General features: G+C 73.2%; 1 protein-coding gene (only partly in view). It reads left to right on the forward strand.

The features are described 5' to 3' along the window. Positions 1 to 18388, forward strand: partial view of a type I polyketide synthase gene (locus LIV37_RS41100; RefSeq protein WP_121823903.1) — the 3' portion only. 12116 nt of this gene lie to the left of the window's left edge; the window shows 18388 of its 30504 coding nt (coding positions 12117-30504); its start codon lies beyond the left edge, outside the window; it ends in the stop codon at positions 18386 to 18388. Positions 18389 to 18404 lie beyond the last annotated feature (16 nt).

An 18404-nucleotide genomic window follows, 5' to 3' on the forward strand; every position in this document is an offset into this window, starting at 1 on the left:
CACCAACGCCCACGTCATCCTCGAAGAAGCTCCCGCTGAGCCGGTTGTGGCTCCGTCGGCGGAGCCGGTGGTGACCGGTGGTGCGGTGCCGTGGGTGTTGTCGGCGCGATCGGATGCGGGGCTGCGGGCGCTGGCGGGCCGGATCTCCTCGGATGTCCCGGTCGGGGCCGACATCGCGGATGTGGCGGGGTCGCTGGCGCGGGGCCGGGCGGGGCTGGAGTTCCGGGCGGTGGTCCTGGGCGCTGACCGTGAGGAGCTTGAGCGGGGTCTGGCGGCGGTGGAGCCGTCCGAGGCGCGGACGCGGGGCCGGGTGGCGTGGGTGTTCCCGGGTCAGGGGTCGCAGTGGAGTGGTATGGGGCGTGAGTTGGCGGAGTGTTCGCCGGTGTTCGCGGGTGTGCTGGATGAGGTGTGTGTGGTGGCGGATCCGTTGTTGGGTCGTTCGTTGCGGGAGGTGATGTTCTCGGGCGTCGAGGTGCATCAGACGGCGTTCACGCAGGTTGCGGTGTTTGCGTTTGAGGCTGGTTTGGCGGCGGTGGCGCGGGCGGTGGGTTTGAAGCCTGATTTTGTGGCTGGTCATTCGGTTGGTGAGGTGACGGCGGCGTATGTGGCGGGTGCGGTGTCGCTTGAGGATGCGGTGCGGTTGTTGGTGGTGCGGGGTGGGTTGATGCAGGCGTTGCCGTCGGGTGGGGCGATGGCGGCGGTGCAGGCTGGCGTGCGGGAAGTGGATCTCTCCGGTTTGGAGGACCGGGTCGCGGTGGCGGCGGTGAACAGTTCGTCGGCGGTGGTGCTCTCCGGTGACCGGGAGGCCGTCGAGGATGCGATAGGGCGGCTGCCGGGTCGGAAGGTGCATTGGCTGGAGGTCAGCCATGCGTTCCATTCGCCGTTGATGCGGCCGATTGCCGATGAGCTCGCGCGCGTAGTGGCGGGAATCCGGTTCGCTGAGCCGCGGGTCCCGCTGGTCTCGGCGGTCACCGGTGCTGTCGCCGGTGTGGATGTGCTGGGGGACCCGGGGCATTGGGTGGAGCAGGCGATCGGCACGGTCCGGTTCCATGATGTGGTCCGGTTCCTGCACGGGCGTGGTGTCGGCGGGTTCGTTGAGCTGGGTCCGGACACGGTGTTGTCGGCTGCGGTGTACGACGGTGACGAGGGTGGGGTGTGGGCGGCCGGTCTGGCCGAGCGTGATGACGCGGGGGCGCGTCGTCTGCTGGCGGGTCTGGCCGAGGCGTGGACCCACGGGGCCGCCGTGGACTGGACGCGTTTGGTTCCGGTCGGTCGTCGGGTGGTGTTGCCGACGTATCCGTTCCAGCATCGTCGTTTTTGGGCGTCGGGTGTTGGGGCGGGTCGGGGTGGTGCGGGGCATCCGTTGTTGGACAGTGCGGTGCGGCTGGCTGAGGATGCGGGCTGGGTGTTGTCGGGGCGGGTGTCGGCGGGGACGAGTCCGTGGCTGGCCGACCATGCGGTGTCGGGGACGGTGCTGGTTCCTGGTGCGGCGCTGGCGGAGTTGGTGTTGCACGCCGGGGACCGGGCCGGGCTGCCGGCGGTGGGGGAGATCACCTTTGAGCAGCCGTTGGTGCTCGAAGGCAGCGGCCCGGTTGATGTGCAGGTGTCGGTCGAGGGCGGTCAGGCGGCCGTGTTCTCCCGTACTGGGGAGCAGTGGACCCGGCACGCGACCGCGACCCTGGCCGACCCGGCCGGGACTGTCACCGGATTCGAGGGGGCGTGGCCTCCGGCGGGCGCGCAGTCGTTGCCGGTCGCTGATGCCTATGAGAACTTGTCCGCCCATGGATACGCCTATGGGCCGGCGTTCCGGGGTCTGCAGGCGGCTTGGCGGCTCGGCGAGGATCTGTACGCCGAGGTCGAACTGCCCGCCGCCGCTGGCGAAGAGGCGGACGGGTTCGGGATCCATCCGGCGTTGCTGGATGCCGCTCTGCACGTGATGATCGTGGCCGCGGAGGACGGTCACGGGGTGCGGTTGCCGTTCGCGTGGCGTGATGTGCGGTTGCATGCGACTGGTGCGTCGGCGTTGCGGGTGCGGTTGAGCCCGGCCGGGCCGGACGCGTTTTCTCTGCTGGCTGTTGATGGTGAGGGTCAGCCGGTGGTGTCGGCGGCGGCGATGGTTTCCCGTCCGGCCGACGCCAGCCAGCTTGCTGGGCCCGGCACGGGGGCGGGGCTGCTGTCGCTCGAATGGGCGCCGATGAGTCTCGGATCAGCACCGGAGCAGGCCTGGGTGCGGGTGGGCCCGGAGCTGGATCTGCCTGAGGCCATGGACGAGCCGTTGTTTGCATCCGCTGAGCCGGTGGATCTGCCCGGGGCGCTGGCCTTGGTGCAGGCGTGGTTGGGGGCCGGGTACCCGGCGGGGTCGCGGCTGGCGGTCCGTACCCGTGACGCGGTCGCGGCCGCGGCGGGTGACACCGTGGCCGGTTTGACGGGGTCCGGTGTCTGGGGTCTGGTGCGGTCGGCGATGGCCGAGCACCCCGACGCGGGCCTGGCGTTGCTCGACGACGACGGCCGTCCCGAATCCGCCGAGACCGTCGGCGCCGCCCTGGCCACGGGCGAAAAGGAACTGGCCCTGCGGACCGGCGCCGTCCTGGTGCCCCGCCTGCGCCCGGTCTCGGCCGTTCCCGAACTGCCGACCGGTCCGGAGGCATGGCGGCTCGAATGGGGTCCGGACGGAGACTTGGACGATGTGCGGGTGGTGCCGGCGCTCGACGCCGAGCAACCCTTGGCGCCCGGTGAGGTCCGTATCGCGCTCCGCACGGCCGGAGTGAACTTCCGTGACGTTCTGCAGGCACTCGGCATGCTCCCCAACGACCATCGTCTGTCGGGTGGTGAAGGCGCCGGGGTCGTGACCGAGACGGGCCCTGGGGTGGACGGCCTGGTGCCCGGCACGCGGGTGATGGGGATGTTCCAGGGATTCGGCCCGCTGGCGGTGGTCGATGCACGGCTGGTCGTGCCGATCCCGGACGGGTGGAGCGACACCGAGGCTGCCGGGGTGCCGGTCGCGTATCTGACCGCGTATCACGCGTTGTTCGATCTGGGTGGGGTGCGGTCGGGGGATCGGGTGCTGATTCATGCTGCGGCCGGTGGTGTGGGGATGGCGGCGGTGCATCTGGCTTTGGCGGCTGGGGCGGAGGTGTTCGCGACGGCGAGTGAGGCCAAGCAGGCCGCGCTGGCTGAGCTGGGCGTGACCCGTATCGCTTCTTCGCGTACGACGGACTTCGCCGATGAGTTCGGTCAGGTTGATGTGGTGTTGAACTCGTTGACCGGGGAGTTCCTGGACGCCTCGCTGGGGATGTTGGCCGAGGGTGGCCGGTTCGTGGAGCTGGGCAAGATCGATATCCGTGATCCGCGTCAGGTGCCGTTCGATCTGGGGGACTTGGATCCGGACAGGGTTGCCGCGATGTGGCAGCGGGTTCTGGAGACGGCCGTGCCGCTGCCGGTGACGGTGTTCCCGGCCGCTCAGGCGGGTGCGGCGTTGCGGTTCATGAGTCAGGCCCGGCATGTGGGCAAGATCGTGCTGCGCCTGCCCGGTGTGGGTGATGGTGCGGTGTTGATCACCGGTGGCACCGGGACGTTGGGCGGTTTGGTGGCCCGGCATCTGGTGGACCGGCATGGTGTGCGGGAGTTGGTGCTGGCCAGTCGGTCGGGGCCGGAGGCCCCCGGGGCCGATGAGCTCGCGGCCGGGTTGGAGGCGCTCGGGGCGCGGGTGCGGGTCGTGGCGGCGGATCTGTCTGATCGGGCCGCGGTGGACGCGCTGGTTGCCGGTATTCCGGGTCTGGCCGGGGTGGTGCACGCGGCCGGGGTGCTGCAGGACGGCCCCGTGACGTCGTTGACCGGGGAGTCGCTGGACCGGGTGGTGTCGGCCAAGGCGGAGGCCGCCTGGCATTTGCATGAGGCGACCGTCGGCCGGGATCTGCGGATGTTCGTGTTGTTCTCGTCCCTGGCCGGGCTGCTCGGGAACCCGGGGCAGGGTAACTATGCGGCGGCCAACACCTATCTGGACGCCCTCGCCGCGCACCGGACCGCGCTTGGCTTGCCCGCCGTGTCGATCGCCTGGGGCCTGTGGGAGCAGGCGAGTGGCATGACCGGTGCGCTGAGCGAAGTGGACCGGGCGCGGCTGGCGCGGGGCGGCGGTGTGGCGTTGCCGACCGAGCAGGCGCTGCGGATGCTGGACGCCGCGGTGGCCGGTCGTGAGCCGGTGGTGGCGGCGGGCCTGGACGTGGGCGCGATCCGCAGTGCGATCGCGTCCGGGGCAGAGGTGCCGGCGGTGCTGCTCGGCCTGGGCCGTGCGCCGCGGCGTGCTGTCGCGGCCCGTACCGGGTCGACCAGTGCGTTGGCCCGTCGGCTCGGTGGTCTGGGTGAGGCTGAGCGGTCCCTTGTTCTGTTGGAGTTGGTGCGTGAGCACGCTGCTGTGGTTCTCGGTCATGGTGATGGCGAGGGCGCGGGTGTTCCGGCTGATCGGGCGTTCCGGGATCTGGGTTTTGATTCGCTGACGGCGGTGGAGTTGCGTAACCGGCTGGCGGCGGCGTCCGGGCTGACGCTCCCGGCCACGTTGGTCTTCGACTATCCGACGCCGCGGGTGCTGGCCGAGTATCTGGTGGCCCAGGTGACCGGCGCGGCCCCGGCCGCGGTGAAGGCCGCTCCGGCCCCGGTGGCGGTGGGCGAGCCGGTCGCGATCGTGTCGATGGCGTGCCGGTTCCCGGGCGGGGTGGCCTCGCCGGAGGATCTGTGGCGGCTGGTCGCGGACAACGAGGATGCGATGGGTGACTTCCCCGCCGACCGCGGCTGGGAGACGGAGTCTGCCGGGTATGCGCGGGTGGGCGGTTTCCTGTCCGGTGCCGCCGACTTCGATGCCGACTTCTTCGGGATCTCGCCGCGTGAGGCGGTGGCGATGGATCCGCAGCAGCGGCAGCTGCTCGAGGTGTCCTGGGAAGCGCTGGAACGCGCGGGTCTGGACCCGGCCGGGATGAAGGGTACGGACACCGGGGTCTTCGCCGGGCTGGCCTCTCAGGGCTACGACTCGCTGCTGGCCGAGGGTGACGGCAGTGGTTTCCGGATGACCGGAAACACGTCGAGCGTGGCGTCGGGCCGGGTGTCGTACGTGCTGGGCCTGGAGGGCCCGGCGGTGACGGTGGATACGGCGTGTTCGTCGTCGCTGGTGGCGATGCACCTGGCGGCGCAGGCGCTGCGCAACGGCGAGTGCTCGCTGGCCCTGGCCGGTGGTGTGACGGTGATGCCCACCCCGGGAACGTTCACGGAGTTCGCGGTGCAGGGCGGCCTGGCTGCCGACGGGCGGGTCAAGGCGTACTCGGCCGCTGCTGACGGCACCAACTGGGCCGAGGGCGTCGGGGTGGTGCTGCTGGAGCGTTTGTCGGAGGCCCAGCGGCTCGGGCATCCGGTGCTGGCGGTGCTGCGCGGCAGCGCGGTGAACCAGGACGGGTCCAGCAACGGCCTGACCGCCCCGAACGGTCCCTCGCAGGAACGGGTGATCCGGGCGGCGTTGGCCGGCGCGAAGCTGTCGGCCTCCGACGTGGACGTGGTCGAGGGGCACGGGACCGGGACCACGCTCGGCGATCCGATCGAGGCGCGGGCGCTGCTGGCCGCCTACGGTCAGGACCGGCCGGAGGAGCGGCCGTTGTGGCTGGGTTCGGTGAAGTCGAACATCGGCCACACCCAGGCCGCGGCCGGGGCGGCCGGTGTGATCAAGATGGTCGAGGCGCTCCAGCACGGGGTGCTCCCGGCGACCCTGTACGCCGATGAGCCGTCGCCGCACATCGACTGGTCGGCCGGCGATGTGCGGCTGCTGACCGAGGCGCGTCCGTGGGAGTCCGACGGGCGTCCGAGGCGGGCCGGGGTGTCGTCGTTCGGCGTCAGCGGCACGAACGCCCACCTGATCCTGGAGCAGGCCCCGGACCCGGTCCCCGTGCCCGTGCCCGTAGCGGCTCCCCTGCCCGTCCGGCCGCTGGTCGCGGATGTGGTCGTGCCGTGGGTGCTGTCGGCGCGGTCGGAGGACGGGCTGCACGCCCTGGCGTCGGAGGTCGCCGGCTGGGCCGGGCGGAACCCGGACGCCGGGGCGGCCGATGTGGCGGTGTCGCTGGCGGGTTCGAGGGCGGGTCTGGAGTATCGGGCGGTGGTGCTGGGTGCTGACCGTGGGGAGCTGGTCGGGGCTTTGGCGCGGGTGGAGCCGGGTCGGGCGGCGGACGGTGGCGGCGTGGCGTTTGTGTTCCCGGGTCAGGGTTCGCAGTGGCTGGGGATGGGTCGTGAGCTGTTGGCGTGTTCGCCGGTGTTCGCGGAGTTCGTGGCCGAGTGTGAGGAGCTGGTGGACTGGCCGTTGCGGGACGCTCTGGTTTCGGGGGCGGGGCTGGACCGGGGTGAGGTGATCCAGCCTGCCTTGTTCGTGATGATGGTGGGTCTGGCCCGGGTGTGGGAGGCCGCCGGGGTGGTCCCGTCGGCGGTGGTGGGGCATTCGCAGGGAGAGCTGGCCGCGGCCTGCTTCGCGGGCGCCCTGTCCCTGGAAGACGCCCTCCGTCTGGTCACCGCCCGGGGTACGGCGCTGCAGTCGTTGGTGGGTACGGCCGGGCTGGTGTCGGTCTCCGCGGGCCCGGACGTGGTCGAGCCCCTGCTGCGAGACGGTTTGGAACTCGCGGCGATCAACTCTGCCAGTTCGGTGGTGGTGGTGGGTGCGCCGGGGCCGTTGGAGGCGTTCACGGCGCGGTGTGAGGCGGCGGGGATCCGGGCCCGGCGCGTCGAAACCAATTACGCGAGTCACCACCCGGTGGTGGAGCCGATCCGCGAAGCCATGCTGGCGGTGGAGCTGACACCGCGGACGGCCCGGGTGCCGTTCTATTCCGCGGTGACGGGCACGGCGGTCGACGGGGCGACCCTGGACGCCGGCTATTGGTGGCGGAATCTGCGGGAGCAGGTGAAGTTCGCCCAGACCGTCGCGGCGGTGCCCGTCGCGGGGTTTGTCGAGGTGAGCCCGCATCCGGTCCTGATGCAGGGAATCGAAGGACGGTGGGCGGTCGGTTCGCTGCGCCGCGACGACGGCGGGCAGCGACGCCTGCTGGCTTCCCTGGCCGACGCGTGGATCCATGGCGCGCATGTGGACTGGACCCGGATGATTCCCGAAGGCCGCCGGGTGACGCTGCCGACGTATCCGTTCCAGCACCGCCGCTACTGGGCCTCAGGTGGCGGAACCAGCCGCGGTAACGCGGATCATTCGCTGCTGGACAATGCGGTGCGGCTGGCCGAGGACGCCGGCTGGGTGCTGTCGGGGCGGGTGTCGACCGCGACGAGCCCGTGGCTGGCCGATCACGCGGTCTCGGGGACGGTGCTGGTGCCCGGGGCGGCGCTGACGGAACTGGTGTTGTACGCCGGTGACCGGGCCGGGCTGCCCGCTATCGGGGAGATCACGTTCGAGCAGCCGCTGGTGCTGGGCGGCCGCCCCGTTGATGTGCAGGTGCGGGTCGATGGGCAGCAGGCCGGCGTGTACTCCCGTGCGGGGGAGCAGTGGATCCGGCACGCGTCGGCGGCCCTGGCCGATCCGGCCGGAACCGTCACGGGGCTGGACGGCCAGTGGCCGCCGGCCGGCGCGCAGCCGTTGCCCGTCGGCGATGTCTACGACGTCATGGCGGCTGGTGGGTACGAGTACGGACCGGCGTTCCGTGGTCTGCAGGCCGCCTGGCGGCTCGGCGAGGACCTGTACGCCGAAGTGGAATTGCCGGTCGGGGACTCCCAGGAGAAGTTCGGGATCCATCCGACGCTGCTGGACGCCGCGCTGCACGTCCTGATCGCCGGGGCCGACGACAGTGGCGACAACGGCGACGGTGCGGTGCGGATGCCGTTCGCGTGGCGGGATGTGCGGCTCCACGCGACCGGGGCGTCGGCGCTCCGGGTGCGGCTGAGCCCGGCCGGGCCGGACGCGTTCTCCCTGCTGGCCGCCGACGGCGAGGGTCAGCCGGTGGTGTCGGCCGGTGCGATGATCTCCCGGCCGGTGGACATGGGCCGGCTGGCCGCCCCGGGCGCGGGCGAAGGCCTGCTGGCGTTGGATTGGGAGCCGGTCAGCCTGCCGGAGCCGGGTCCGGAGGAGTCCTGGGTGCTGGTCGGCCCGGAGCTGGAATTGCCCGAGGCCGGGGACGAGCCGGTGTATGCCTGGGCCGAGCCCGCTCATGTGGCCGGTGCGTTGGCCCTGGTGCGGGCGTGGCTGGTGGCCGGGTACCCGGTGGGGTCGCGGCTGGCGGTCCGTACCCGTGACGCGGTGGCGGCGGCGCCGGGCGACACCGTGGCCGGTCGGGCACAGGCCGGTGTCTGGGGTCTGGTGCGGTCGGCGATGGCCGAGCATCCCGACGCGGGTCTGGTGCTGCTCGACGACGATGGCCGCCCGGAATCCGATGCGTTCGTTGTCGCGGCTTTGGCGACGGGCGAAAAGGAACTGGCGCTTCGCGATGGAGTCGTGCTGGTGCCGCGGCTGCGCCGGGTTGACCCCGGTGACGACGCGGTACCGGTGCTCGACCCCGAGGGCACGGTGCTGATCACTGGCGGGACGTCGACGGTGGGCGGGCTGGTCGCCCGGCATCTGGCCACCCGGTACGGCGTCCGGAGCCTGGTGCTGGTCAGCCGGTCGGGTCAGGAGGCGCCCGGCGCCGCCGAGTTGACCACCGCGCTGGAGACGCTCGGGGCGCGGGTGCGGATCGTCGCGGCGGATGTGTCCGACCGTGCCGCGGTGGACGCGCTGGTGGCGGACATCCCGGAGCTGTCCGGGGTGGTACACGCCGCCGGGGTGCTCGAGGACGCCCCGATCACCTCGCTGGACGAGGAGTCACTGGGCCGGGTGCTGGCGGCCAAGGCGGATGCCGCTCGGTACCTGCACGAGGCGACGCGGGACCGGGATCTGCGGACGTTCGTGTTGTTCTCCTCGCTGTCAGGGCTGCTCGGCAACGCCGGGCAGGGCGGCTACGCGGCGGCCAACGCCTGCCTGGACGCCCTCGCCGCGCACCGGATGGCCGAAGGGCTGCCCGCCGTCTCCATCGCCTGGGGGCGTTGGGAGGAACAGAGCGATACGACTGGCGCCAGCGGCCCGCCCATGCCGTCCGAGCATGCGCTGAGCCTGTTCGATCGGGCGCTGAACGCGGACGGGCCGGTGCTGGCGGCCGGTCTTGACCTGAGTTCGGTCCGCACCGCGGTCGCTGCCGGGTCCCCGCTGCCCGCGGTGCTGGGCGGTCTGGTCCGGGTGCCTCGCCGGGCCGCCGCGAGCGGGCCGGGCGCGAGTCAATTCGCCCGTCAGATGGCGGCCTTGGGCGAGGTGGAGCGGGCACGCGTCCTGCTGGACCTGGTCCGCGAGAACGCCGCCGCGGTGCTCGGCCACGACCAGGCCGCGGACGTACGCGCCGACCGGGCGTTCCGGGACATCGGTTTCGACTCGGTCACCGCGGTGGAGCTGCGCAACCGGCTGGCCACGGCGACCGGGCTGACCCTCCCGGCCACGCTGGTCTTCGATTACCCGACCGCGCAGGCCCTGGCCGAATACGTGATGCGGCGGGTGTCGGGTGCCGAAGAGAGCGCCACGGAGGTGGTGCTGACGCGGTCGGCGGGGGAGCCGGTGGCGATCGTGGGGATGGCGTGCCGCTATCCGGGCGGGGTGGCGTCGCCGGAGGATCTGTGGCGGGTGGTCGCGGACGGTGTGGACGCGATGGGTGCCTTCCCCGCGGACCGCGGCTGGGAGACCGATTCCGCGGGATACGCGCAGGTCGGCGGCTTCCTGAGCGGCGCGGGCGACTTCGACGCGGAGTTCTTCGGGATCTCGCCGCGTGAGGCCCTCGCCATGGACCCGCAGCAGCGGCTGCTGCTCGAGGTCTGCTGGGAGGCGCTGGAACGGGCCGGTCTGGACCCGTCCGGGATGAAGGGCACGGACACCGGGGTCTTCGCCGGGATGGCCATGCAGGACTACAGCCTGCGGCTGTCCGATGGCGGCGCCGGCTTCGGGATGACGGGCAACGCGTCCAGCGTCGCGTCCGGCCGGTTGGCGTACACGTTCGGTCTGGAAGGCCCGGCGGTCACGGTCGATACGGCGTGTTCGTCCTCGCTGGTGGCGACGCACCTGGCGGTGCAGGCGCTCCGCAACGGGGAGTGCTCACTGGCCCTCGCCGGGGGCGCGACGGTGCTGGCCACGCAGGCGGCGTTCGCGGAGTTCGAACAGCAGGGCGCGCTCGCGTCGGACGGCCGGAGCAAGGCCTTCTCGGCGGCGGCCGACGGCATGGGGATGTCCGAGGGCATCGGGGTGCTGGTGCTGGAGCGGTTGTCGGAGGCCCGACGGCTGGGGCACCCCGTGCTGGCGGTGTTGCGGGGCAGCGCGGTGAACCAGGACGGGGCGAGCAACGGCCTGACCGCGCCGAACGGCCCGTCGCAGGAACGGGTGATTCGCCGGGCCCTCGCCGACGCCCGATTGACCCCGGGCGACGTGGACGCCGTCGAGGCGCACGGGACCGGGACGGCGCTGGGCGATCCGATCGAGGCCCAGGCATTGCTGGCGACCTACGGTCAGGACCGGCCGGAGGAGCGGCCGTTGTGGCTGGGTTCGCTGAAGTCGAACATCGGCCACACCGTGGCGGGTGCCGGTGTGGGCGGCGTGATCAAGATGGTCGAGGCGCTCCGGCATCGGACGCTCCCGGCGACGCTGCACGCCGATGAGCCGTCGCCGCACGTGGACTGGTCGGCCGGCGATGTGCGGCTGCTGACCGAGGCGCGCCCGTGGGAACCCGCGGGGCGGCCTCGGCGGGCGGGTGTGTCGTCGTTCGGGATCAGCGGCACCAACGCGCACGTGATCGTGGAAGAGGCGCCCGCCGCGCCGGCGCCGTCCCGCTCGGACGACCCGGTGGTGACGGGTGGTCTGGTGCCGTGGGTGTTGTCGGCGCGGTCGGAGGCTGCCTTGCGGGCGCTGGCCGCACGGCTGGCATCCGATGTTCCGGACGCCGGGGCGGCCGATGTGGCGGTGTCGCTGGCGGGTTCGAGGGCGGGTCTGGAGTATCGGGCGGTGGTGCTGGGTGCTGACCGTGGGGAGCTGGTCGGGGCTTTGGCGCGGGTGGAGCCGGGTCGGGCGGCGGACGGTGGCGGCGTGGCGTTTGTGTTCCCGGGTCAGGGTTCGCAGTGGCTGGGGATGGGTCGTGAGCTGTTGGCGTGTTCGCCGGTGTTCGCGGAGTTCGTGGCCGAGTGTGAGGAGCTGGTGGACTGGCCGTTGCGGGACGCCCTGGTTTCGGGGGCGGGGCTGGACCGGGGTGAGGTGATCCAGCCTGCCTTGTTCGTGATGATGGTGGGTCTGGCCCGGGTGTGGGAGGCCGCCGGGGTGGTCCCATCGGCGGTGGTGGGGCATTCGCAGGGAGAGCTGGCCGCGGCCTGCTTCGCGGGCGCCCTGTCCCTGGAAGACGCCCTCGGCCTGGTCACCGCGCGAGGCCGGGCGTTGCGGGCGCTGGCGGGTACGGGCGGGATGGTGTCGGTCTCCGCGGCCCCGGACGTGGTCGAAGGTCTGCTGCGGGACGGTCTGCGGATCGCGGCGGTCAACGCCGCCTCGCAGGTGGTGGTTTCCGGTGCCCCGGCGCCGCTGGAGTCGCTGGTCTCGCGGTGTGAGGCGGCGGGCATCCGGGCCCGGCGGGTCGATGTCGACTACGCGAGCCACCACCCGCTGGTGGAATCGGTCCGGGAAGACCTGCTGGCGGTGGAGGTGACACCGCGGACGGCCCGGGTGCCGTTCTATTCCGCGGTGACGGGCACGGCGATCGATACGGCGACCCTGGACGCCGGCTACTGGTGGCGGAACCTGCGGGAGCAGGTGAAGTTCGCCCAGACGGTCGCGGGTATGCCCGTCGCGGGGTTCGTCGAGGTGAGCCCGCATCCGGTCCTGATGCAGGGAATCGAAGGACGGTGGGCGGTCGGTTCGCTGCGCCGCGACGACGGCGGGCAGCGACGCCTGCTCGCCTCTCTGGCCGACGCGTGGACCCACGGCGCGACGGTGAACTGGGCGCGTCTGATAGCCGGGGGCAGGCCGGTCACGTTGCCGACGTATCCCTTCCAGCACCGCCGCTACTGGGCCTCCGGGGGCGGAATCGCCCGCGGTGACGCCGGGCACCAGTTGCTCAACAGCGCGGTGCGGCTGGCCGAGGACGCCGGCTGGGTGCTGTCGGGGCGGGTGTCGACCGCCACGAGCCCGTGGCTGGCCGATCACGCGGTGTCGGGGACGGTGCTGGTGCCGGGTGCGGCGCTGGCGGAGCTGGTCCTGCACGCCGGGGACCGGGCCGGGCTGCCGGCGATCGCCGAGATCACGTTCGAGCAGCCGCTGGCCCTGGGCGGCAAGCCGGTCGATGTGCAGGTGTCGGTGGAGGGCAGCCAGGCGGGCGTGTTCTCCCGTACGGGGGAGCAGTGGATCCGGCACGCGACCGCGACCCTGGCCGACCCGGCCGGAACTGTCACGGGCCTGGACGGGCAGTGGCCGCCGGCCGGCGCGGAGCCGTTGCCCGTCAGCGACGCTTACGCGGACATAGCGGCTCGCGGGTATGAATACGGCCCCGCGTTCCGTGGGCTGCAGGCGGCCTGGCGGCTCGGCGAGGACGTGTACGCCGAGGTGGAGCTCCCGGCCGCCGCGGCGGAGGGGCTGGACGGGTTCGGGATCCATCCGGCGCTGCTGGACGCCGCGCTGCACGCCCTCCTCGTCGCCGCGATCCGCGACGCGGGCGGGGACAGCGACCAGGTTCTGCTGCCGTTCGGGTGGCGGGACGTGCGGTTGCACGCGACCGGTGCGTCGGCGTTGCGGGTGCGGCTGAGCCCGGCCGGGCCGGACGCGTTCTCCCTGCTGGCCGCCGACGGCGAGGGGCAGCCGGTGATATCGGCGGGCGCGATCATCTCCCGCCCCGCCGACACCAGCCGTCTGGGCGCCGCCCCCGCCGGGCTGCTGTCACTGGAATGGGCGCCGATCTCTCCCGGGCCCGCACCGGAGCAGGCCTGGGTCCGGGTGGGACCGGAACTGCCCGACGCGGTGGGCGAGCCGTTGCTCGCGTGGGCCGACCCGGCCGACGTGCCCGCGGCGCTGGCTCTGGTACAGGCGTGGCTGGGGGCGGACTATCCGGCGGGGTCGCGGCTGGCGGTCCGTACCCGTGACGCGGTGGCGGCGGTGCCGGGCGACACCGTGGCCGGTCTGACCGAGGCCGGCGTCTGGGGCCTGGTCCGGTCGGCACAGTCCGAGCACCCCGACGCGGGCCTGGTGCTGCTCGACGACGATGGCCGCCCCGGGTCCGACGCGGCCGTCGCCGCGTCCCTGGCCACCGGCGAACGAGAAATGGCCCTGCGCGACGGGGCGGTGCTGGTACCCCGGCTGCGTCCGGTCCCGAACGGGCCGGAGCTGCCGATGGGCGAGGGGGCATGGCGGCTCCAATGGGGTCCGGACGGCGACCTGGACGAGGTGCGTGCGGTGCCGGCCCCGGACGCCGAACGGCCACTGGAGCCGCATGAGATCCGCATCGCGGTCCGCGTGGCCGGAGTGAACTTCCGCGACGTGGTCTCATCGCTGGGCATGCTTCCCGGCGACCCCCGTCCTCCGGGCGGCGAGGGCACCGGTGTGGTGGTCGAGACGGGGCTCCAAGTGCGGGGCCTGCCGGTCGGCACGCGGGTGATGGGGATGTTCGCGGCGTTCGGCCCGCTGGCGGTGATCGACGCGCGGCTGGTCGCGCCGGTCCCGGACGGGTGGAGCGATGTCGAGGCGGCGGGGGTGGCGACCGCGTACCTGACCGCCTACCACGCGCTGTTCGATCTGGGCCGGGTGCGTTCGGGCGATCGGGTGCTGATCCACGCGGCCTCCGGCGGCGTGGGCATGGCGGCGGTCCGGCTGGCGTTGGCGGCCGGGGCGCGGGTGTTCGCGACGGCGAGCCCGCCCAAGCAGGCGGCGGTGGCCGAGCTGGGCGTGACGCACATCGCTTCTTCGCGTACGGCGGACTTCGCGGCTGAGTTCGGCCAGGTCGACGTGGTGTTGAACTCGCTGACCGGCGAGTTGCTGGACGCGTCGCTGGGGATGTTGGCCGAGGGCGGCCGGTTCGTGGAGCTCGGCAAGATCGATATCCGTGATCCGCGGCAGGTGCCGTTCGATCTGGCGGACCTCGACCCGGACCGGCTCGCGGTGATCTGGCGGCGGGTCCTGGAGCAGGCCGTTCCGCTGCCGGTCACGGTGTTCCCGGCCGCTCGGGCCGGTGCGGCGCTGCGGTACATGAGCCAGGCCCGGCACGTGGGCAAGATCGTGCTGCGGATGCCCGGGGTGGGCGACGGCACGGTGCTGATCACGGGCGGGACCGGAACGTTGGGTGGCCTGGTCGCTCGGCATCTGGTGGTCCGGCACGGCGTCCGGGACCTGGTCCTGGCCAGCCGCTCCGGACCGGATGCGCCCGGCGCCGCCGAGTTGACCACAGAGTTGGCGGCGCTCGGGGCTCGGGTGCGGATCGTCGCGGCGGATGTGTCCGACCGGGTCGCGGTGGACGCGCTGGTGGCGGACATCCCGGAACTGGCTGGAGTGGTGCACGCGACCGGTGTGCTGGAGGACACCCCGGTGACCTCGTTGACCGGTGAGTCGCTGGGCCGGGTGCTGGCCGCCAAGGCGGATGCCGCTCGGTACCTGCACGAGGCGACGCGGGACCGGGATCTGCGGACGTTCGTGTTGTTCTCCTCGCTGTCGGGGCTGCTGGGCAACCCCGGGCAGGGCAACTACGCGGCGGCCAACGCCTACCTGGACGCCCTCGCCGCGCACCGGATGGCCGAAGGGCTGCCCGCCGTCTCCATCGCCTGGGGCATGTGGGAGCAGACGAGCGGCATGACCGCCGCGCTCACCGAGGCGGATCGGGCCCGCCAGGCCCGCAGCGGTGGTGTGGTGCTGAGTACGGAGCAGGCGCTGGCCCTGCTGGACCGGGCGCTGGGCCTGGGCCGGCCGGTGCTGGCGGCGGGTCTCGACGTCGGTGCGATCCGTCAGGCGATCGCGGCGGGGACGCCGGTGCCGACGGCGTTGCAGGGACTGGGCCGTGCGCCCCGGCGGGCGGCTGTCGCCGGTGCCGGCGGCGGTGCGCTGGCCCGCCGGCTGGCTCAGTTGCCGCCCGGCGAGCATTGGCGGGTGGTGCTGGACCTGGTGCGCGAGCACGCCGCGGTGGTCCTCGGCCACAGTGATGACAGCGGCATCGAAGCCGATCAGGCGTTCCGCAACCTCGGCTTCGACTCGCTGACGGCGGTGGAGTTCCGCAACCGGCTGGCCGCGGTGTCCGGGCTGACGCTGCCGGCCACGCTGGTCTTCGACTACCCGACGCCGCAGGACCTGGCCGAGTATCTGGTGGCCCAGGTGACCGGCGCGGCCGCGGCCGCCGAGAAGGCCGCCCCGGCCCCGGCGGCGGTGGGCGAACCGATCGCGATCGTGTCGATGGCCTGCCGCTACCCCGGCGGAGTAGCCTCGCCCGAGGATCTGTGGCGGCTCGTCATGGACGGCGAGGACGCGGTCGGAGCCTTCCCGGAGGACCGCGGCTGGGACCTGCCGGCCATCTACGATCCGACGCCGGGCACACCGGGCCGCGTATACACGCGGGAGGGCGGCTTCCTGGACGGGGTGGCGGACTTCGACCCGGTGCTGTTCGGGGTGTCCCCGCGTGAGGCGCTGGCAATGGATCCGCAGCAGCGGCTGCTGCTCGAGGTCGTCTGGGAGGCGCTGGAACGGGCCGGTCTGGACCCGACCGCGATGAAGGGCACCGACACCGCCGTCTACGCGGGCCTGGCCGGCCAGGACTACGCGGCCGCGCTCGCCGCGCAGCCGGGGGCCGAGGGCTATCTGATGACGGGCAACGCGTCGAGCGTCGCGTCCGGTCGGGTGGCGTACACGTTCGGCTTCGAAGGTCCCGCGGTGACGATCGACACCGCCTGTTCGTCGTCGTTGGTGGCGATGCACCTCGCGGCCCAGGCGCTGCGCAGCGGGGAGTGCTCGCTGGCCGTGGCCGGGGGAGTGACGGTGATGTCCACGCCGGGACCGCTCGCGGAACTCGCGATGCAACGCGCCATCTCGGCGGTAGGACGGTCCAAGTCCTTCTCCGAGGCCGCTGACGGCATGGGAATGTCCGAGGGCGTGGGCGTGGTGCTGCTGGAGCGGCTGTCGGAGGCGCAACGGCTCGGGCATCCGGTGCTGGCGGTGCTGCGCGGCAGCGCGGTCAACCAGGACGGGGCGAGCAACGGTCTTTCGGCGCCGAACGGCCCCGCGCAGGAGCGGGTGATCCGCCGGGCCCTGGCCGACGCCCGCCTGTCGGGCTCCGATGTCGACGCGGCGGAGGGGCACGGTACGGGGACCCATCTGGGCGACACGATCGAGGCCCAGGCGATGCTCGCCACCTATGGCCAGGACCGCCCCGAGGACCGGCCGCTGTGGCTGGGGTCGGTGAAGTCCAACATCGGCCACACGCAGGCGGCGTCGGGCGTGGCCGGGGTGATCAAGATGGTCGAGGCGATGCGGCACGGGACGCTGCCGGCGACGCTGCACGTGGACGAGCCGTCACGGCAGGTCGACTGGTCGGCCGGTGACGTACGGCTGCTGACCGGGGCCCGGCCGTGGGAGTCCGACGGACGTCCGCGGCGCGCGGGCGTATCGACGTTCGGGATCAGCGGCACCAACGCGCACGTGATCCTGGAACAGGCCCCCGCCGTGCCGGTGCCGCCCCGCGGCGACACCCCGGCCCGCTCGGCCCTGGGCGACCTGGTGCCATGGGCGGTGTCCGCGCGTACCGACGGTGCGCTGCGGGCCCTGGCGGCCGACGTCGCCGACTGGGCCGGGCGGAACCAGGACGTGCCGATGGCGGACGTGGCCGCATCGCTGGCCGCGAACCGGGCCGGCTTCCGCTGCCGCGCGGTGGTGTGGGCGGCCGACCGGGAAGACCTCGTCGCCGGGCTGCGCGGCGTCGCCGAGCGGCTGCCGGTCGAGTACGCCCGTACGGCGGTGACCCGGCCCGGGCGCGTCGCGTTCCTCTTCCCCGGCGCCGAGTCCTCCTGGCCCGGCATGGCTCTCCGGCTCGCCGAGCAGTCAGCGGTCTTCGCGGACGCGCTGACGGAGGCACAGGCCGCCCTGGAGCCGCTGATCGGTTCCGAGGGGGACACGCGGCGACGGGCGGAGCACGCCGGGGTCTTCGCGGTCGAGGTGGCACTGGCGGCGCTGCTGCGGTCCTACGGACCGCGCCCCGACTTCCTGCTGGGCGACTCGGTGGGCGAGGTGGCAGCGGCGTACCTGGCCGGTGTGTTCTCCCTGGCCGACGCCGGCCGGCTGGTGGTCGCGCGGGCCGACGGGACCGGGCTGCGGGAAACGGTGGACCAGATCACCTTCTCCGCACCTTCCGTCCCGATGGTTTCCGCGGTGACCGGCAAGCTTCTCGATCCCTCGGAGATCGCGAGCCCCGGCTACTGGAGCCGCCCGGCCGAGGCGCCGGACGGACTGGAGGACGGCGTACGGCTGCTGCGCGACCGGGGCGTCACCGGCTTCCTCGAGGTCGGCCCGGACGGTGTGCTCAGCCCGGCGGTCAGCGGCGCCCTGGCCGATGTCGACGACCGGGGCTGGGCGACCAGCGTGCTGCTGCGCGACCAGGGCGACGCCTCGCGCGTGCTGAGCTTCCTGGCCGAGGCCTACGTGGGCGGCGCGTCGGTGGACTGGACCGCGCTGCTGGCCGGCTCCGGCCGGAGCCGGGCCGGACTGCCCACCTACCCGTTCCAGCGCCGTCGCTTCTGGCCGTCCGCACCGGCCGCGGCCGGTGCGCACCCGTTGCTCGGGACGGCCGTTGAACTGGCCGACCCCGCCCAGCGGTGGTTCGGCCGGACGGACATCACACCGGTGCTGTCCGCCGGTGCGCGCGCCGACTGGGCGGTGGCCGCCGCTCGCGCTGTCGGTGCGCCGGCCGCCCTGCGCGACCTGGTCTTCCCGGAGCCGGACACCGAGTCGGTGGGACCGGCCGCCGTGCAGACCGCGGTGCGTACCGGCGCGGCGCCGATGCGGATCGACGGGTACGTCCGTGCGTCCGGCGCGTCCGGTGCCGGGTGGACGGCGTACCTGGGTGCGGAGATCGCCGAGCCGGAACCGGCCGATGACCTCCCGGACCGCGCCGACGGCGGCCTGACCCAGGTCACGGGCGACTCCGCCGCCGAGGTGCTCGACGGGTGCCTCCGGCTGGCCGCCGCCGGGGGGAGCGTGGCCTCTGCCGAGCGGCTCGAACTCTTCGACGACGTGCCGGGGGAGGTCTGGTGCCGGGTGCGCGGTCGCGGGGACCTGAGCGACCTGGACCTGGTGTCGGCCGACGGCGCCCCGGTCGCGCGGATAACCGGCCTGCGGTGCCACCCGAAGGCGACGGCATGACCGAGGCACTCAGAGC

This window comes from Streptomyces rapamycinicus NRRL 5491, from assembly GCF_024298965.1.
Classification (GTDB): Bacteria; Actinomycetota; Actinomycetes; order Streptomycetales; family Streptomycetaceae; genus Streptomyces; species Streptomyces rapamycinicus.